Source organism: Frateuria soli (assembly GCF_021117385.1).
Lineage (GTDB): Bacteria > Pseudomonadota > Gammaproteobacteria > Xanthomonadales > Rhodanobacteraceae > Frateuria_A > Frateuria_A soli.
In genome coordinates this window covers 2,745,299-2,763,080 of record NZ_CP088252.1, presented here as the reverse complement: position 1 = coordinate 2,763,080, position 17,782 = coordinate 2,745,299, and the positions used below count along the sequence as shown (strand labels likewise).

Sequence of the window (17,782 nt, the reverse complement as noted above, 5' to 3'; positions counted from 1 at the left end):
GAGGTGAACGCTGGCGCCCGCTTCGTGCCTTCTTGCAGGTCCCGTCGCGGGCGCTGTGCTAGACCGGGAGCCCTCGATCAGGGTCACAGCCATGCGCGGAGCCCATGCCTACCTCACTCGAACGCCTCACCGTCGGCCAGTTCCTGCGTCGGGAATACCAGGCCATTCTGGAAGACTGGGAGAAGGCGGTGCGCCCGCTGCTTTCGGACGGCACGCTCTCCGGCGACGCACTGCGCAATGACGTGGGGGGACTGCTCGAGCAGATCATCGAGCTGACCGACCGGCCCGCCGGCGGTACACAGGGGTCGCCGCCCGCCGCGACGGCCCACGCCCTGCAACGGCTGGACCAGAGCGTGGATCTGTACGAGGTGGTCGAGGAATACTCGCAACTGCGCCTGTGCATCCTCGACCTGATCGACCGCAAGCGCGTGTACATCCCGCCGGCGGAGTGGCGGCAGGTGACCGGCATCATCGACCATGCGATCGCCACCGCGGTCAAGGCGTACGCGGCGGTGCAGCAGCGCACGCTGATGGGCCTGGACCGCATATCGAGGGCGGCGCTGGAAAACTCCGCGCTCGATGCGCTGCTGCAGCGGCTGCTGGATGTCTTCCTGGAGAGCGTGGACGCGGCCGATACGATGGTCGTCCTGCTGCGCGAAGGCGATCACCTGGTGACGCGGGCGTCGGCGGGGCTGGACGGACGGCTGCCGCCGCGCTACGCGCTGGGCCTCGAGGAGGGCTTCGCCGGGCTGATCGCCCGCACGCGCGCGCCGCAGATGCTGCGGGATGCCGCCAGCAGCCCGATCATGAAAAGCCCCGTCGCCCGGGAAGCCGGCGTGCGCGCCGTCTACGGCGTGCCTTTGCTGTCCGGGGAGGGCGAGGTGGTGGGGGTGGCCCACATGGGCTCGCTCACCGCCCACGATTTCTCCCAGCAGGACAAGTATTTCTTCCGCGCCCTGTGCGACCGCGCCAGCGCCGCCATCGCCCAGCATCTGTTGCGCCGGGAACTTCACGAGAGCGAGCAGCGCTTCCGCGCGACGTTCGACCAGGCGGCGGTGGGCATCGCCCACGTGGCGCTCGACGGACGCTGGCTGCGTTTCAACCCCCGCCTGTGCCAGATGATGGGCTACGGCGAGGCCGGCTTGCATGGCCGGACATTCCAGGACATCACCCACCCGGACGACCTGGCAGCCGACCTCGAGCTGATGCAGCAGCTGCTCGCGGAGCGGATCCCGACCTACACCATGGAGAAGCGCTACATCCGCGGGGACGGGAGCGTGCTGTGGGCCAACCTGACCGCATCGCTCATGCGCAATCTGCACGGCGAGCCGGAGTATTTCATCGCGGTGATCGAGGACATCGGCGGGCGCAAGTGCGCCGAGGCCGAGCGCGAGCGCAGCCGGCTGGCCGAGCAGCGGGCGCGGGCGCGCCTGGACGCGATCATCCAGGCCGCGCCGGTCGGCATCGGCGTGCTGGATGCCGACCTGCGCTACCTGCACGTCAACGAGGCATTGGCGAAGCTCAACGGCAGGTCGGTCGACGCCCACCTGGGCCGGCGCGTGGAGGAGGTCGTTCCCGCGCTGGGCGAGCTCCTGGAAGGGCTGCTGCGGGGCGTGCTCGAACAGGACCGGCCGTTGCTCGGGCAGGAACTGGAGTTCGCCGACCCCGCCCACGCGGACCGCGTCCGGCACTTCCTGGCCAACTACGCGCCGGTGCGTACTCCCGCCGGTGAACGGATCGGCATCGCCGCCGTGGTGGTCGACGTCACCGACCTCAAGCGTGCCCAGCTCGACGCCCAGGCGGCCACGCGGATGCGCGACGAGCTGCTGGCCGTGGTGTCCCACGACCTGCGTTCGCCGCTGGCGTCGCTGCAGATGAGCTTCGACATGCTCGGTCGGCACCTGCCCGGCGCCAGGGGCGAGGGCCAGGCCTTGCGCATGCTCGAGCTGATGCGTCGCGCGGCCGCGCGGATGGAATTCCTGATCCGCGACCTGCTGGACCTGGCCACCCTGCAGAGCGGGCGCTTCTCGCTGCAGACCGGCTCCGTTGCGGTGGCGGCCCTGCTCGAGGAAGCCTGCGCCGTGCACCAGCCGCTGGCGCTCGAGCAGGGCCTGGCCCTGCACGTGGTGAACGCGGCCGACGGCACCCTGGTGGTCTGCGATGCCGAGCGCATCCAGCAGGTGCTGGGCAACCTGCTCGGCAACGCGATCAAGTTCTGCCCGCCCGGAGGCGCCGTGACGCTCGGTGCCGAGCTGGGCGACGACGCGGTGCTGGTGTCGGTCGCCGACAACGGGCCGGGCATCGCGCATGAGCACCAGCAGCTGGTCTTCGAGCCGTACTGGTCAGCCCGCGAGGTAAACGCCAAGGGAACCGGGCTCGGGCTGCACATCAGCAAGGGCATCGTGGAAGCCCACGGCGGGCGCATCTGGGTCGAAAGCGAACCGGGGCAGGGGGCGCGCTTCGTGTTCTCGCTGCCGCGCTGCCGACGAGGGAGGGACGCGGCCGACTGAGCCGGCCGGGCGCGGCGTGGCGCGCCTCGCCGCGACGCATGTGCGTGGCGGCGCTTGCGGGGCACTCAGGCCGGTTGCGGCTCCCTGGGAGCCGGGCGGCCGGGCAGCGGCGGGAGCTTGAGGGCGGCTTCCAGATCGATGCCCGCACCGTAGGCGACGCGCCTGCCGTAGTCGCGGTCGGCATGCCAGAAGTGCCAGACCATGCGCAGGGCGATCGGCTCCGGGCAGGCCTTCATGTCGGCCACCAGGTTGGCGATCAGCTCCTCGCGCTCCCAGTCCTCGAACAGGCGGTAATGCTCGCCGACCTGCCTGTAGTCGTCCTGCTCGCGCGGGAACGGGTAGCGACCCACCGCGCCCTCGGCGTGCGGGCGGAACTCGGGCCCGGACGCCGCCGCCTCGTGCAGGCCGGCGACCACGCTGGGCTCGTAGTTGACGTGCGGGTTGGCGCCGGAGCGATCCACCGCGTACGCCATCTGGCCGTCACGCTGGTTGGTACGCGTGCCGCAGCGGGGCCGGTTGATCGGCAACTGCAGGTAGTTGGCGCCGACCCGATGGCGCTGCGTGTCCGAGTAGGACAGGGTGCGGCCCTGCAGCAGCTTGTCGTCGGAGAAGTCGATGCCGTCGACCAGCACGCCGGTGCCGAAGGCGGCCTGCTCCGATTCGGCGAAGACGTTGTCCGGGTTGCGGTCGAGCACCATCCGTCCGATCGGCCGCAACGGGAAGCGGTCTTCGGGCCAGCGGCGGGTGGCGTCGAGCGGATCGAAGTCGAGCTCCTCGTGCGGGCCGTCCTCCATGATCTGCACGCTCATCTCCCACTCGGGGTGGTCGCCGCGCTCGATCGATTCGTACAGGTCGCGGGTGGCGTGGCCGACGTCCTGCGCCTGGATCGCCGCGGCCTGCGCGCTGGTGAGGTTTCGCACGCCTGCTTTCGGCGTGAAGGAGAACTTGCACAGCACCGCCTTGCCCTCGCCGTCGACCAGCCGGTAGGTGTTCACGCTCGATCCGGTCATGTGCCGGTAATCGGCCGGGATGCCCCAGGGGCTCTTGACCCAGGTGACCATGTTCAGCGCTTCGGGGTTGGCCGCGACGAAGTCGTAGAAGCGCCACGCCTCCTGCCGGTTGGTGACCGGGTCGGGCTTGAAGGCATGGACCATGTCCGGGAACTTGATCGCGTCGCGGATGAAGAACAGCTTGAGGTTGTTGCCCACCAGGTCCCAGTTGCCGTCCTCGGTGTAGAACTTGATGGCGAAGCCGCGCGGGTCGCGCGCGGTCTCGGGCGAGTCCTTGCCGCCGATGACGGTGGAGAAGCGCACGAACACGGGGGTCTTGATTCCCGCCCGGGTCAGTACCTTGGCGCGGGTGTAGGTGCTGGCCGGCTCCTCGCCGATGCGGCCATACGCCTCGAACCAGCCATGCGCCGCGGCGCCGCGAGCGTGCACCACGCGCTCGGGTATGCGCTCGCGGTCGAAGTGGGTGATCTTCTCGATGAACTGGTAGTTCTCCAGCGTGGCCGGGCCGCGCTGGCCGACCGTGCGCATCGCCTGGTTGTTGTGCACCGGGTGCCCCTGGCGGGTGGTGAGGGTGTCCTCGGGCGAACCGGATTCGGGGCGTTCGGGCTGGTCGGCCATGGCGGGTTCCTGGGCGGCGGGCATCCAGCCGGAAGCATCGCCACCCCGGTGCCGAGCGGGCGTGCACCGGGTCTTACGGGGGCGTGAAGCCCGCCCTCATGGGCAGGTAAAGGCCCGGGAAAGACCCGGGTCGGAGTGCCCTTTCTCGCGACGGGAGCAGGGGTCGAGCAATCGGAGGCGGGAATCGGCCCGGTTCACCCGTCCGCTTCGTTCCCCCTTGGTTCCGAAGCCGGCGGCCCGCGCGCCGACGAGGCGTCGGGCGAGTTGTCCGTCGGCATCCTTCTCGGGACCGAACACGCACACATCCGCGCCGATCACCGGACACGAGCTGCGTAGTTTGCGGTTCGGCGCGTCCAGTTGCGCGAACCCGAGCCCGGGCGAGCCGGGGAATCAACGGCCGCGCGAAACAGGGGTCGGAGTGCTCTTCCATGGTCGACTTTGACCTCCGTTTCGGCCGCGGAGCCGCTCCTGCGACGATTCGATCTGGGCAAACGACCACGGCAGGCGCGCTACGCTACAGCGCTTCCCCGACGGTCAAAGCACATGTTCGCCTCGCTACCCGCGCCGCTGCGCGTCCCGCTTGCCATCCTGCTGCTTGCCGCCAACACGCTGGGGCATGTGCTTGCGCTGTTCGCTCTTACCCTGGTCAAGCTCGTGCTGCCGTGGCGTGGCGCGCGCGCGGCGCTGTCGCTCGCGCTGGTGGTGATCGCGGAGAGCTGGATCGGGGTCAACGGCGTGTTGTTCGATCTGTTCACGCGCACCCGCTGGCGGATCGAGGGACTGGAGGGGCTGCGACCGGACGGCAACTACCTGGTGCTGTGCAATCACCAGAGCTGGGTCGACATTCCCGTGCTGCAGAAGATCTTCAACCACCGCATCCCGTTCCTGCGCTTCTTCCTCAAAAGCCAGTTGATCTGGGTACCGCTGCTGGGGCCGGCGTGGTGGGCGCTGGATTTCCCGTTCATGAAACGCCACTCGCGCGCGCAACTGGCGAAGCACCCCGAACTTGCCGGCAAGGATCGCCAGACCACTCGCCGCGCCTGCGAGAAGTTCCGCCACATGCCGGTGTCGGTGATGAATTTCGTCGAGGGCACGCGCTTCACCCGAGCCAAGCACGCGGCGCAAGGCTCGCCCTACCGCCATCTGCTGCGTCCGCGCGCCGGGGGCGTGGCCTTTGTGCTTGACGCGATGGGCGAGGGTCTGCACGCCATCCTGGACGTCACCCTCGTCTATGCCGGCGGCGCCGGCTCGGTAATGGACCTTATCGCCGGCCGCGTCCGCGATATCCGCGTGCGGGTGCGCCAGCATCCCATCGAACCGCCCCTGCGCGGCGACTACGAGAACGACGCGGCCTTTCGCGAGCGCTTCCAGGCGTGGATCAACGCCCTGTGGGCGCAGAAGGATGCTGACGTGGAGCGCTTGCTGGAAGGCTGAGAACGAATGAGGCCGGCGCCGATTGCACTCCCGGCAAGGTCGGCTACCCCGTTCCGGCTCGGGAGCGCGCACTGGGTCGAGCGCCATCAGAGGCAGCCAGATATCAGGTGATTCCGGTCCCGCGAGCACCTTTCCCCAGCTGCCCGGGCCTCAGTAAGGCGGTGCCTTGCGCTGGCGTTGCGCCTTGGCCGCCTCGACCCACCAGGCGAGGTCGTCGGCGAAGCGGGAGAATGACCGGTCCAGGAACTTGCCCGCGTCGCCGATGGGTTCGCCGCCAGGATCCAGTGTCTGGGTGATGGGCCCCACGGTCACCGTGCTGGAGATGACCGCCATGCCCATCTCCGAGAGCGTGCCGTGCCAGAGGAGGTTGGAGCGGGCGCCGCCGATCCGTCCGGCCGAATAGCTGACGATGCCGGCCGGGCGCCAGAACCATTCCTCCAGGAAATGATCGGTGAGGTTCTTCAGGCCCGGCTGCACGCCCCAGTTGTACTCGCCGGCGACGAACACGAAGCCGTCCGCCGCGCGGATCTGCCGGGCGAGGGCCTCCATCGCCGCCGGCGCCTCGCCCGGCGGGTATTCCTTGTACATCCGGTCGAGCATGGGCAGGCCGATGCGCTGGGCGTCGACGAGTTCGGCGTCCGTGCCGCGCGCGATCAGCCGCCGCGTCGCGTACTCGGCCAGGCGGATGCCTGCGCGGTCGGAGCGGTAGGAACCGTAGAACACGAGGATGCGATCGGTCATGGTCTTGCCCTGTTGCGTTCACCGGGCCGCGGCGGGAAACCGATCATCGCACCCGGGTACATGGGCAGGCTGCACTTCCCGCGTGCACGTCCGAGGCGCAAGAAGCGGGTCGCCGCCGCGAACGTGTCCCGAACGCTCCCGCGACAGGCGCTTTACCGGTTCGGGCGCAGGCTCCCGCGACGTCGGGAGGATGAGCCATGGCCGAGACGCATCGGGGCACCTGTTTCTGCGGCACGGTGGAGCTGGAGGTCAGCGGCGAGCCCGAGGCGATGGGCTACTGCCACTGCGGATCGTGCCGAGCCTGGTCGGCGTCCCCGGTCAATGCGTTCAGCCTCTGGAAGCCGGAGCATGTCCGTGTCCTCAAGGGTGCGCCGTCCATCGGACACATCCAGAAGTCGCCCAACAGCGATCGCCAGTTCTGCACTGTATGCGGCGGACACCTGATGACGGCGCACCCGCAATGGGGCCTGGTCGATGTGTTCGCGGCGATGCTGCCTGACTTGCGCTTCGTGCCCGGCGTGCACGTCAACTACGCCGAGACCGTGATGCCGATGGACGATGGGCTGCCAAAGCTGCGCGACTTCCCTGCAGAGCTGGGCGGGTCGGGCGAGGCCATGGAGGCGTGATGCATGCTACAACGAGGCCGGAGCCATACCGGTCTGAGTGCGCCTTTTGGACGCGATAGCCAGGTCGTGGCCCGTGGGCGTCGCAAGCCTCGTCCGAGGCGGATGCCTTCGAGTGGCAAGTTGGCGGGGAGAGGGGGGAGCAGGATGCGTTATCAGGGTCGCATTGTCCGTTGGCACCATGGCCGCGGCTTCGGCTACATCACGCCCAATGGCGGCGGCGAGGAGCTGTTCGTGCACGCCCGGGCGCTGCGCCGCTGGCACGGGCAGCCTGCGGGCGGCGAGATCGTCACCTACGGCCACGCGCGCGATGGACGCGGACGTCCGTGCGCGGCCGAGGTACGGCGCGTGGACATGCGGCCGGCGGGGGCGGCGACGTCGCGACCGCTGGCATCCGGTTTCGGCGGCTGGTGGCTGCCCGTGGGCTTCCTGGCCGCGCAAGCAGGCGCGACCGCGTTCGGGCGACTGCCGATGGTGGTGCCGGCGGCGTGTGCCGGGATGAGTGCGCTGACCTTCCTGGTCTACGCGCTGGACAAGTCCGCCGCACGGCAGGGGCGGTGGCGCATCCGCGAGCAGTCGCTGCACCTGCTCGCGCTCGCCGGCGGATGGCCCGGGGCCTGGGCCGCGCAGGGGCTGCTGCGGCACAAGTCGCGCAAGGCGTCGTTCCGCGGTCCGTTCTGGTTCACCGTGATCGCCAATATCGCGCTGGTGCTGTGGCTGGCGTCTTCGCGCGGCCGCACATTCCTGCATGTGCTGCTTCCGGGCTAGTCGAGGGGTGGCATCACTCGTGGCGGACACCGGATGAGCGCGAAATAGGGGGCGTCGTTTTCCCGGAAATCGAAAACGAATCCGATCCCTTTCTCGAGGCCGTCCCCCGCACCCCGCTAGCGCGTGGCCGGATACGGCTGCTCCCGCAGCAGCCGGGCCAGGTGGGCGGCGTTGCATGCCTGCGTCTGGATGGCGCCGGCAAGCGCCTCGGGCGTCTGGTCCAGGTCGATGTAGTTTTTCTTGTTCATCGCTTCGCCGACCCAGTAGCTGGAGCTGCCGCCGGGGATGGTGAAGCCGACGTCCGCCAGCGCCTGGTAGAGCTCGGCCGTGACGTGGTGCGCGCCGTCTTCGTTGCCGACCACGCTGACGAGGGCGACCTTGCCGAAGGTGGGGTAGAGGCCGTGTTCGTCGATCTCGCCGAACACCGCATCCAGGCGTTCGAGCACGCGCTTGGCTACCGAGCTGGGCTGGCCCATCCAGATCGGCGTGGCCAGCACGAAGATGCCGGCCTCGTCGATGCGCTTGCGCAGGGCGGGCCAGGCATCGCCGGGCCCTTCGTCGGTCTTCACGCCGGGCTTGATGTCGTGATCGACGGCGCGCTCGTACGACGTGCTGACGCCGTAGCCGTCGAGCGCGCGCAGGAGCTGGTCGAGCAGCTTCTGCGTGGATGACGGCTGGTCGCCCTGCTTGAGCGTGCAGTTGAGGCCGAAGGCGGAGAGCATGGCGACTCCTGGGACAAGGTGAACGCCCAGCGTGCCTGGTGTCCCGTGGACAGGTGGTCAGCGGCGCGGGCAGCGGCCTTCACGCAGGCCGTGGAACCGCCAGGAGCGGCCGGTCCGGTGTGGGCCGCCGCAGGCCAGGACGCTAGAGCGCCGAACGCACGGGCACCGGCGCGCGCGTCTCGCCCTGCGGTGTCTGGGGGTGGGTCCGGCCGAGGGTGATGTTCTTGCTGGCGCGCACCTCCCGATTGGAGAACGTCCAGATCTCACCGGTGGCCGTGATGAATACGGTCCAGTACAGGTCCGACTCGGGGCCGTAGTCGATCAGTACATGGGCGAATCCCTCGCCCTTGGGTGTGCACAGCGGGAGCGGCGGATTGAGTTGAAGCATGATGTGCCTGCTTGTCGGCGCTGCTTCGGCAGCACCGCAAGGCTGCGCCCGGAGGCCGTCAACACGGTGCGAAGCGCAGGGTGGACACCCAGACCGGCGCGCCCGGGCCGATCGTTCCGGAGCAGGCCGCGTGACCAACAGCCTATCGACGCTGCTCGCGCGCGCCCGCAAGATCCGGGCTACTCCCCCGATCGGCGGTGTGGCGGGCCTTGCGGATGCACCGGCACTGACCGCATGCGATGCCCGCAACGATGGCACGCCACAGAGGAAGGTCGACATGAGCAACGCTCTTTCGCGCACGCATCATCGCCGGGCCGGGCGCGCGGCGACGGCCCTGGCCGTGCTGCTGGCCGCCTCGCCGCTGCTCGCGCCGCGCGCGCATGCCGACGAGGCCGTCGATGCGCGTGCGGTGCTGCGCGAGGCACGCCAGTTCCGGGAACAAGGATGCGGTGCACGACGACCGTTTCGTGCGCATCGGCGGCATCGAGCAGTGGATCAGCGTGCGCGGGCGTCACCGCGATGCGCCGATCCTGCTGTTCCTGCACGGCGGTCCGGGGTTCACCACGATCCCGAACAGCTACCTCTACACCGCCGGGTGGCAGGAATACTTCACCGTGGTGCAGTGGGACCAGCGCGGCGCGGGCAAGACCTTCGGCCGCAATCCGGACCTGCCGGCGTCCTCGCTCGGCATCGCGCGCATGCTCGAGGACGCCGAGGAAGTGGCCGCCTACGTGCGCCGGACCTACGGCCGCAAGAAGATCGTGCTCGCCGGGCACTCGTGGGGCTCGATCCTCGGCCTGATGCTGGCCCAGCGCCATCCGGACTGGTTCTACGCCTACGTGGGCTTCGGCCAGGCGACCGACGCGCACGCGAGCGAGGCGCTGGGCTACCAGGCCACGCTGGCCGCGGCGACGGCCGCGCACGACAGCGAGGCGATCAGGGAGCTGCAGGCGATCGCGCCGTTCCCCGACCCGCGCGACCCGATGGCCGACCTCGCCCACCTGGGCACCGAGCGCAAGTGGCTGGCCCGGTACGGCGGCGCGGTCTGGCGCACCAGCGAGGCGGCGCTGGACCGCGCCGGCCTGCTCAGCCCCGACTACACCGCCGCCGACTGGGCCGACCGCGGCAAGGGGCTCGACTACAGCCTGGGCGCGCTGTGGCCGGAGATCGCCCGGGTGGATCTCTCCACCATCCGCCGCATCGACTGCCCGGTGATCCTGTTCGAGGGGCGCCACGACCTCAACGTCAACGCCGCGCTTGCCGAGCGCTGGTTGCGCCAGCTTCGGGCGCCGGTCAAGAAGCTGATCTGGTTCGAGGACTCCGCGCACATGGTGTTCGAGGAAGAACCGGGCAAGACGCTGGTGACGCTGCAGCGCGAGGTGCTGCCGCTGACCCGGTAGGGCGCCGCCGCGCGCGACTGTTTTCCCGGGCAGGCCGGAACAACGAGTTCGCCATGACGCTGGAACCTTCCGCCGTCGAGCAGCTATAGCAGGCGCGCCGACAGCTACCGCGCGTTCGTCGGGTTCTTCCGCAGCCGGAGCGGGTTGCGCGCGGTGCTGGCGCGTGTCGGCGCCGCACGGCCGGGCCTGCGCGTGCTCGACGCCGGCTGCGGCTTCGGCAGGCGAGTTTCGCGCTGTGCGACCTGCTGCGCGAGCGCGGCCTGGACTACGAGCGCATCGACGCCTTCGACCTGACGCCCGCCATGCTGGCGCGCTTCCAGCAGGCGATCGACGCCCACGGCATGGCGCGGGTGACGCTGCACCGCGCCGACGTGCTCGACGAGGCCGGGCTGCCGGCGGGCTGGCAGGACCACGACCTGGTGCTTTGCGCGTCGTTGCGGGCGCGCATGGCACCCGGCGCGCGCACCGTGGTGATGATCACCCGCCGCTCATGGGAGACCCGGCTGCTGATCGACTGGCTGTGGCATGCCCATCGCTACGGCAGGCGCACCGTGGCCGGGGCGTTCGTCGCCGCCGGCTTCGGGACACCGCGCTTCGTGCGCTTCCCGCGGCGCTATGGCTGGCTCAACCGCGCCAACCACGTCGTGCTGGCCGAGAACCCCGGCGAAACCACCGGTGCGGGCGAGTCGGCGTCGCCGGCCTGACCGGTGCACGCTGGCGCCCTCTCCGCCGACGCCAGCTGTACGCAAGGCTTGCGGGAAGTGGATGGCCGACCCGCTTCCTCGCAAGCCGGGCTGATGGGAGCCGGTCGGTGGACGGCGCCGGGCTCAGCTCCCCAGGTCCGTGAAAACGCCGACCGCGAGTTCGGCCCACACGTACAGCAGGGCCACCGCGCAGGTGGCCGCGACGGCAGCCCGATACTTGCGTGGCACTTTTCGCGCCACCAGGACGAAGGTGCTGCCCGTGCCGAAGAGCAGGACGCCCATCACGAGGAAGTCGCGGGCATCCCAGTCGACCGAAGCGCTGACCTGCATCCAGATCAACGGAACCAGCAACACGGCGCCGGTTGCGAATGCAATCCAGGCGAACACGCTGTTGCGCATGAGGAAGCTGCGGGTTTCAGGAGCCATGAGCCTTACTCCGTCGATCGGGCGCTGAACGGCCGGCAGGGCAATGGGCCAGGCGACGCGCTGGCTGCCCCCGGTGCCACGGTCATTGTCCCGGCGGGCGAGCCTGGGATCGGCGCCCGAAAACTGCCAAACCCGCGGCGCAAGGCAGCGCGTCGCCCGGCTCGATGGGCACCGGCCGCCGGGTCCGGCTTCCCGTGCAGTGGTGAATGCGCCTGGAGCCGTCCCGGTCCGCGGGAAAGTGGCCGGGACGCGCCGATCACGACGCGACCCCGGGCGTGACCGTTTGCGCTTCCTGTCGCGTGGCCTCGCGTCGCGCCTCATGCGGGGGCACGGTGCGCGCGATCAGGATGGCCAGCAGGGGCATGGCGATCGCATAGATGTACTGCGTCCGTGACACGCCGATGCCGAACGGGAACCAGATGCCCGGCACGCCGAGGGGATCGAGCAGCTGCGCGCCGAACTGCGCGGCCACGATCGCAGCCAGCGTGAGAAGGGCGAGCACGCGCATCGGACCGTGGCGGACGATGCGCACGCCGATCACGACGAACAGCGCGAGCGAGCCGAGCCGGCAGATGCTCGTCCAGTCCGCCGATGGGGTCAGCGCGCCGAGGCCTCCGGCAATCGCCAGCATGACCGCCGCGCCATCGATGCTGCGCCATGCCGGCACGCACCAGCGGTTCCAGGCCAGCAGCCAGGTGGCCATCGTCGGCACCCACATCACCGAGGCCAGCCATGCATAGGTGTCCAGGTCCTGCAGGTCGGTCCACGAGACGATGGCGTTGTTGAGTCGCCTGGCCGCCGTGAGCGCCAGCGCAAGGCAGGCAAGGGCGAGGAAGCCCCTGCGGCAACTGCGGCGCCCGTACGCAAGCGCCAGGCCGACCACCGCCAGCATGGCCGCCGGCTCGACCGCATCGACGATGTAGCCGGCGATGGTTCGCCGCCATTGCGCGCGATGCAGTGCATCGGCCACCGGCCGCGGCGCCAGGATCGGCGGGGTATGCATGCCGCCGCCGTCCGCGCTGGTTCCGGCGCCGGGACGCATGTAGGTGCGGATGGCGAGCATGCCCCGGCTACCTGCCGCGTCGGCGGGAAGGGCGAAGCGCAGCGGTCGCGTGCCGACCACGCGCGGGTCCGGTCCGAGCCGGCCCGAACCGCCCAGCCGTCGGCCGTTCCAGTACAGCTCGTAACCGTCCTCGACCAGGGTCGGCCCGAGGATGTCCCAGGCGGCCGCGCCGGCCGGCACGCTTACTCCGCGCCGATACCAGGCATAGCCGTGGTAACCGGGATGGCCGTGCGCCATCCACCCGCCCACGTAGTCCGGCAGGCCCACGTCGCCATCATGGCTGCCCGGCGGGGCGGCCAGGTCGACCGTTTCCCAGCCGCTGTCGTCCGTGCCGGCGGCAGCCCCGCGCGGGTCGTCGCCGGTATGGAAGCGCCACTGGCCGTCGAGCAGGATGGAGGCGGCGCGCAGCGGCTCGGGGTCGGGGCGGCCGCCGGTTGCCAGGTCGGCGACGACGGCGATGCATGTCAGCAGCGTCGCCACGAGGATGACGATGATCCGCTTCCGTTGCGTTGCATCGAGCCGGGGTGCGGCCGGGGAGGGTCCGTTGCTCGTCATGGGAATGTCCCGTCGTCGTGGTTCAAGCGCGCAAAGACGGACTCGAGGGTGCGCCAGGGATCGGCCTGTGATCAACCGGGGCAGGCTGCACGGGACGCGGCCACCCTGCCGTGCCTTCCGGTGCGTTCCGGCACGCGACGCGGTCGCGGAGCTTTCGCGACGGCAGCCGATGCCGTTGAGCGTCCGCCGTCCATTGCGCATCGAGCCCGTCACGGAGCCCGTCAGGCCCGGGGCGGTAGGATGCCTGTTCGACTCCCTTGCCGCCCATTCATGCTGACCAACCTTCGCACCTCGACGCCGCTGTTGTTGAGTACCGTGTTCCTGCTCATGGGCGTCGGCCTGCTCCACTCGCACATCGCGCTGGAGGGACGGACGCTGGGCTTTTCGGTGGCGATGATCGGCGTGCTGACGTCGGCCTATTACGCCGGGTTCCTGGTCGGCACCTACACGGTCCCGCGGCTCACCCACCGCATCGGCCACATCCGCACGTTCGCGTTCTGCACGGCGCTGGTGACCCTGGTGGTGCTGGTGCAGGCGCTCGATCCGGCGTACGGCGTGTGGCTGGCGCTTCGAGTGCTGCAGGGGCTGCTGCTGGTGGGCCTGTACGCGATCATCGAGAGCTGGTTGAACGCTTCGGCGGACCCGGCACACCGAAGCTCGGTCTTCGCCGTCTACATGATGGTGAACCTGGGCGCGAGCGCCGTGGCGCAGCAGCTGCTGCGCATCCAGGGCGAGGGGTTCGTGCTGTTCTGCGTGGTGGCGATCCTGTTCTGCGCTGCCAGCCTGCCGGTGGTGACGAGCCGCCAGCCGCAACCGCACATCCGCTCGGTGCCGCGGGTGCGGATCGGGCACCTGTTCCGGCTGGCGCCGACCGCGCTGGTCAGTGCGCTCCTCTCCGGCCTGGCGCTGGGCGCGTTCTGGGGCCTGTTGCCGGTGTACGCCGCGGCGCGCGGCCTGGAACCGGCAGGCGTCGGCACCTACGTGAGCGTGGGCATTGCCGGCGGCGTGGTGCTGCAATGGCCGCTGGGCCGGTTTTCCGATCGCATCGACCGGCGCCTGGCGCTGTCGCTGATCAGCGCGGTGGCGGCGCTGGCCGCGCTGACCAACCTGTTGCTGCCCAGCCCCGGTGGCATGGCGGCGCTGGCCGTGATCTTCCTTTTCGGCGGCATGAGCCTGACCCTGTATCCGATCGCCGTGGCGCACCTGGTCGACTACATCCACCGCGACGAGCTGCTGACGGCGTCCAGCACGGTGTTGCTGGTCAACGGAATCGGCTCGGCGCTCGGTCCGCTGCTGGCCGGCACGCTCATGAGCCTGCTCGGGCCAAAGCTGCTGTTCGTCTGGTTCGCGCTCCTCGACGGCACGCTGGCCGCCTACGCGTTTCATCGCTTCGTCCACCGCAAGCGCGAAGTGACCCCGGACGACGCCTTCGTGCCGATGGTGAACACGGGTGCCAGCGCGCTGGACCTGCACTCCGGCGGGGAAGGGGCGGAAGGCCCGGTGCCGGTCGCGGCCGGCGGGATGCCGGAGGGGCGCTCTTGATGACTGGCCGCGGAACCGTCCGCGGTCGGTGGCACCTCCGCGCGCAGCGGCCGGGGGCCGGCCGTGGCGGAGGCCGTGGTCCCGCGACGCCGGTATGCAAATCATAGGAAGATGGGCGCCGCGGCGCCGGGTTGCCTGCTGACCTCCAGCGCCTCCAGGTCAACGGAAACGACATAGGGAGATGGGCATGGCGGCTGTTCTGGAACGGGAGCGTTACCTTGCTGCTGCCCTCGAGGCAAAGGCGTATGTCAAAGCCAACTTGTTCCTCGGCGCTTCGAACGACTGGCGGTTCTACAGCGGCAGCATGGCGTTGTTCGGCCCCTTGGGACCGACCGTCATCACCATGGGCCTGGGCGCGCATCTGGCACAGCAGTGGACGATCATGAGCGACTCCAGGGCGGAGGGCAACGCGGCCCAGGCGGCAGGGCGCCCCTACCTGAGGGGGAGCCGGCGGTTGACCAAGGCGATGATGGAAATCTGGTCGCGGGACGGACTCAGGTTCCACTGCGGCAATTGCGGCGTGCAAAGTGCCGTCGCCTTCGTCCGGTTGCGCGACCACTGGAAGGTGTTCCCGCTGGACTGGATCCAGGTCAAGGACGGCGACCACGGCTTCGTCGTCGTCGGGCGGGACGGGTCGACGGATGCGGCCGATCCGGGAAGCTGGAACGACGAGGCCGTGGTCTGCGATCCCTGGAAGAACCTGGTCCAGCCGGCGAAGGCCTGTCACGCGCTCCGGGGCGAGTCGCTGGAGCTGGTGTACCGGCAGGCGTCCGCGCAGGACATTCCCAGCGACTGATCCGCAGCGCACCGCGCGATGCGCCGGCGCGACGATGAGCTGCTTCATGCACGCGGCGGCCTGTGCGAAAGGCGGCGTGGCGCGTTGATGCCGGAGGAGCGGTCCCGATGAAGAAACTGCTGGGCGTGCTGCTGATGGTGGTGGTCGCCTTCGCGGGCTACCAGCGTCTCGACACCCGGGTCTCCGCTCCGGAGCTGCCGCCGTCCGGGCTGCGTCTGGACGCCGCGGCCGACGACACGCAGGTACACGGGAGCGGCATCGTCACGCGCATCCTGCCCGACGATGAGCAGGGCAGCCGGCACCAGCGCTTCATCCTGCGGCTGCCTTCCGGCCAGACCCTGCTCATTGCGCACAACATCGACCTGGCGCCGCGCGTGAGCGATCTGGAGGTCGGCGACAGGGTCGAGTACCGCGGCGAGTACCAGTCCAATCCGAAGGGTGGCGTCGTGCATTGGACGCATCGCGATCCGGCCGGACGCCACGCCGCGGGATGGCTCAGGCACGACGGCCAGACGTTCCAGTAGCCCGACCCGGCGCCAGCGGGATGCGAAAAAGAAGAAGGCGGCCCGCGGCCGCCTTCCCCGGCGGGAAACGGCTGCCCGTCAGGCCGCTGCCGTTGCCATGGTCGGCGGCTCGGCGTCGCCGCACACGTCGCGCCACAGGTGGTACATCACGCCGAACATCATCGCGTACAGCACCAGAATCATCGCGATGTAGAGCGGTACCGCCAGCACGAACACCAGCCACATGCCGACGAGCTTGGCGAGCAGGGTCACCACCAGCACCAGCAGCACGATGGCGATGGTCGCCACGACCCAGACCAGCAGCATGCTCAGGGCGAACACCAGCAGCGGCAGCGCGTTCTTGAGCGCACCCACCACGCCGTCGCCGATCGAGGCGAACACGCCGCGGTTGCCCAGCGACACCTGGCCCAGGCTGATCGCGTAGAAGCCCATCATGAAGAGCCAGAGCACGCTGAACAGCGCGAAGGCGGTCATGAAGCCGGCCGGCAGGCCCGGAGGCGGCAGGTGGTTTGCCTGAGCCGCCATCGCCTGCATGTACCAGCTCGCCAGTCCGCCTCCGGTCACCACCAGCACCACGGCCACCAGCGCGACGCAGACCACCATCATCAGCAGCGCGTAGCCGATCAGGCGCAGTGCCTGGCCCCGCACGTACGGCTTGAAGATGTCGCGCGCGCGGGCCCGTTGCCCGCGCTCGGCGGCATCGATGACCTGCAGGTAACCCGCATAGAGCGGTACGAGCAGCAAGGCGATCAGCATCGAGAGCAGCATCATCCCGCCGAACAAGGCCGGGCCTGGCTGCGCGCCAGGCTGCATGGCGCGCATCTGGAACGGCAGCGTGGCCAGCGAAGGCAGCAGGCAGGCCACCAGCAGCAGGGCCGCGCCTCCCAGCAACGGCCCCGGGTGGCGTCGCGCCACGTCGATGCCACGCGTCAGCCAGCCGAAGCCGGCCGCCGGCCCATTGGAACGAGTCGTCATGGTGATTCCCCTGGTCGGCGCCCCCGCGCCGTCCGCGCGAGCATAGTGGGCGGGCGGCCCGGTAAGAAGAACCGGCCGCCGGCTCGCGCCCATGGCCGCATCAGGCCAGCGCCAGCTCCAGCTCGTGTCCGTGGCATTGCCGGTAGCGCACGCCGCTGCCGCAAGGGCATGGATCGTGTTCGCGCAGCCGCGCGTCGATGGCGTAGCCGAGGAAATGCTGAGCCTGGCGCAGCGGCGCGATCTGTTCTGCCGGGACCCGCACCTGTCCGGGGCCGGCGGGCTGCCCGTTGCGCGCCTGGACCTGCACGATCGCCCTGGACACGCGGATGAAGTGCTGCACCAGCTGGTCGTCGTGCAGGGCGATGCGTACGTTGTCGACCACCTCGCCCTGGTAATCGCGCCGCTCGTCGGGCACGAACAGGATCCTGTCTTCGCCATGCGGCTTGGGCGTGATCTCGACCATCTCATCCCCGGGCGACAGCCAGACGGCATGGAACTCGGCCTCGACCAGCACGCCCGGCCACTCCCACAGTTGCCAGCCGCAGAGCCGGCGCCCGCCGTCGCGCGCGACCTTGGCGCGGACATTGGAAAAGCAGCCGTTGACGGTGGCGTCGGGCGTCGGCCGCACGGGCAGGTAACGGGCCTGGCCGCCGGGTGTCACGGTGTCGATCAGCCGTCGCATGGGCGGGTCGATCCGGGCAGGGGTCGTGGTCGTGAACATCGAAACCTCGCTCAAGTGTTCGCTCCGCCTTCTGGCAGGCATGTCGGTGGCATCGGGCGTGACGCATGGAAGCGGCGGCACCGGCAGTCGTGCCGCCATGGGCGGGTGGATGGCGCGATGGGGCTCGCACGCCGCGGGCGTGGCCCGGTGCCGTCGTCTTCGAAGCCGTCCCGCCGTCGGGGATTGCCCGGTCGCAAGGTTGCCACGGCGTTTGCGAAGGCAATATCGAAGCACGAGGCCGCGTGCCGACGCGGACAGCGGA

The 17,782-nt window shown here is 69.9% G+C and carries 18 protein-coding genes; 9 read left to right on the top strand and 9 right to left on the bottom strand.

Going from position 1 to position 17,782, the window contains the following annotated elements; genetic code table 11:
* The first annotated feature begins 104 nt into the window (after positions 1 to 104).
* Positions 105 to 2,510 (top strand): sensor histidine kinase, encoded by a 2,406-nt coding sequence (locus LQ771_RS12770; protein ID WP_231349789.1) that lies wholly within the window; start codon positions 105 to 107, stop codon positions 2,508 to 2,510.
* Between the two features lie 65 nt (positions 2,511 to 2,575).
* Here LQ771_RS12770 and LQ771_RS12765 read toward each other — a convergent pair whose 3' ends face one another.
* Positions 2,576 to 4,138: a catalase gene (locus tag LQ771_RS12765; protein WP_231349788.1), complete on the bottom strand. Its 1,563-nt coding sequence runs from the start codon at positions 4,136 to 4,138 to the stop codon at positions 2,576 to 2,578.
* A 543-nt stretch (positions 4,139 to 4,681) separates the two neighbouring features.
* Here LQ771_RS12765 and LQ771_RS12760 point away from each other — a divergent pair.
* On the top strand, positions 4,682 to 5,572 hold the full coding sequence (locus LQ771_RS12760; RefSeq protein WP_231349787.1) for an acyltransferase: 891 nt from the start codon (positions 4,682 to 4,684) through the stop codon (positions 5,570 to 5,572).
* Between the two features lie 150 nt (positions 5,573 to 5,722).
* Here the strand turns inward: LQ771_RS12760 and LQ771_RS12755 are convergent, their stop codons facing one another.
* A complete protein-coding gene (locus tag LQ771_RS12755) occupies positions 5,723 to 6,313 on the bottom strand; it encodes an NADPH-dependent FMN reductase (RefSeq protein ID WP_231349786.1) in 591 nt (196 codons plus the stop codon).
* A 197-nt stretch (positions 6,314 to 6,510) separates the two neighbouring features.
* On the opposite strand from LQ771_RS12755, the gene LQ771_RS12750 reads away from it, so the two are divergent.
* On the top strand, positions 6,511 to 6,939 hold the full coding sequence (locus tag LQ771_RS12750) for a GFA family protein (protein WP_231349785.1): 429 nt from the start codon (positions 6,511 to 6,513) through the stop codon (positions 6,937 to 6,939).
* Positions 6,940 to 7,083: 144 nt separating this feature from the next.
* Positions 7,084 to 7,704: a DUF1294 domain-containing protein gene (locus LQ771_RS12745; RefSeq protein WP_231349784.1), complete on the top strand. Its 621-nt coding sequence runs from the start codon at positions 7,084 to 7,086 to the stop codon at positions 7,702 to 7,704.
* Positions 7,705 to 7,820: 116 nt separating this feature from the next.
* On the opposite strand, the gene LQ771_RS12740 is transcribed toward LQ771_RS12745, so the two are convergent.
* From LQ771_RS12740 to LQ771_RS12730, 3 genes are all read right to left on the bottom strand, one after another.
* Entirely contained in the window at positions 7,821 to 8,426 is a 606-nt protein-coding gene (locus tag LQ771_RS12740; protein ID WP_231349783.1) for a flavodoxin family protein, read from the bottom strand.
* A gap of 142 nt (positions 8,427 to 8,568) precedes the next feature.
* Entirely contained in the window at positions 8,569 to 8,814 is a 246-nt protein-coding gene (locus LQ771_RS12735; protein WP_231349782.1) for a hypothetical protein, read from the bottom strand.
* Between the two features lie 142 nt (positions 8,815 to 8,956).
* Entirely contained in the window at positions 8,957 to 9,256 is a 300-nt protein-coding gene (locus tag LQ771_RS12730; RefSeq protein ID WP_231349781.1) for a hypothetical protein, read from the bottom strand.
* 7 nt (positions 9,257 to 9,263) lie between these two features.
* Between LQ771_RS12730 and LQ771_RS12725 the strand changes: the two genes are divergently transcribed.
* Together LQ771_RS12725 and LQ771_RS12720 are read left to right on the top strand one after the other, a co-directional pair.
* Positions 9,264 to 10,214 (top strand): alpha/beta fold hydrolase, encoded by a 951-nt coding sequence (locus LQ771_RS12725; protein WP_231349780.1) that lies wholly within the window; start codon positions 9,264 to 9,266, stop codon positions 10,212 to 10,214.
* A gap of 302 nt (positions 10,215 to 10,516) precedes the next feature.
* Positions 10,517 to 10,918, top strand: coding sequence for a hypothetical protein (locus LQ771_RS12720; RefSeq protein ID WP_231349779.1), 402 nt, complete (start codon positions 10,517 to 10,519; stop codon positions 10,916 to 10,918).
* 123 nt (positions 10,919 to 11,041) lie between these two features.
* Here LQ771_RS12720 and LQ771_RS12715 read toward each other — a convergent pair whose 3' ends face one another.
* The gene (locus tag LQ771_RS12715; protein ID WP_231349778.1) at positions 11,042 to 11,344 is read right to left on the bottom strand and encodes a hypothetical protein; all 303 of its coding nucleotides are present in this window, start codon (positions 11,342 to 11,344) and stop codon (positions 11,042 to 11,044) included.
* Positions 11,345 to 11,600: 256 nt separating this feature from the next.
* The gene (locus LQ771_RS12710; protein ID WP_231349777.1) at positions 11,601 to 12,962 is read right to left on the bottom strand and encodes a glycoside hydrolase family 2; all 1,362 of its coding nucleotides are present in this window, start codon (positions 12,960 to 12,962) and stop codon (positions 11,601 to 11,603) included.
* 270 nt (positions 12,963 to 13,232) lie between these two features.
* On the opposite strand from LQ771_RS12710, the gene LQ771_RS12705 reads away from it, so the two are divergent.
* The 3 genes from LQ771_RS12705 (at position 13,233) to LQ771_RS12695 (ending at position 15,824) form a co-directional block, all read left to right on the top strand.
* The gene (locus LQ771_RS12705) at positions 13,233 to 14,504 is read left to right on the top strand and encodes an MFS transporter (protein WP_231349776.1); all 1,272 of its coding nucleotides are present in this window, start codon (positions 13,233 to 13,235) and stop codon (positions 14,502 to 14,504) included.
* A gap of 187 nt (positions 14,505 to 14,691) precedes the next feature.
* The gene (locus LQ771_RS12700) at positions 14,692 to 15,300 is read left to right on the top strand and encodes a hypothetical protein (protein WP_231349775.1); all 609 of its coding nucleotides are present in this window, start codon (positions 14,692 to 14,694) and stop codon (positions 15,298 to 15,300) included.
* A gap of 107 nt (positions 15,301 to 15,407) precedes the next feature.
* Positions 15,408 to 15,824 (top strand): DUF3465 domain-containing protein, encoded by a 417-nt coding sequence (locus tag LQ771_RS12695; RefSeq protein ID WP_231349774.1) that lies wholly within the window; start codon positions 15,408 to 15,410, stop codon positions 15,822 to 15,824.
* A gap of 78 nt (positions 15,825 to 15,902) precedes the next feature.
* Here the strand turns inward: LQ771_RS12695 and LQ771_RS12690 are convergent, their stop codons facing one another.
* Positions 15,903 to 16,799: a hypothetical protein gene (locus LQ771_RS12690; RefSeq protein WP_231349773.1), complete on the bottom strand. Its 897-nt coding sequence runs from the start codon at positions 16,797 to 16,799 to the stop codon at positions 15,903 to 15,905.
* A 100-nt stretch (positions 16,800 to 16,899) separates the two neighbouring features.
* Positions 16,900 to 17,520: an SEC-C metal-binding domain-containing protein gene (locus LQ771_RS12685; RefSeq protein WP_231349772.1), complete on the bottom strand. Its 621-nt coding sequence runs from the start codon at positions 17,518 to 17,520 to the stop codon at positions 16,900 to 16,902.
* Positions 17,521 to 17,782: the final 262 nt, after the last annotated feature.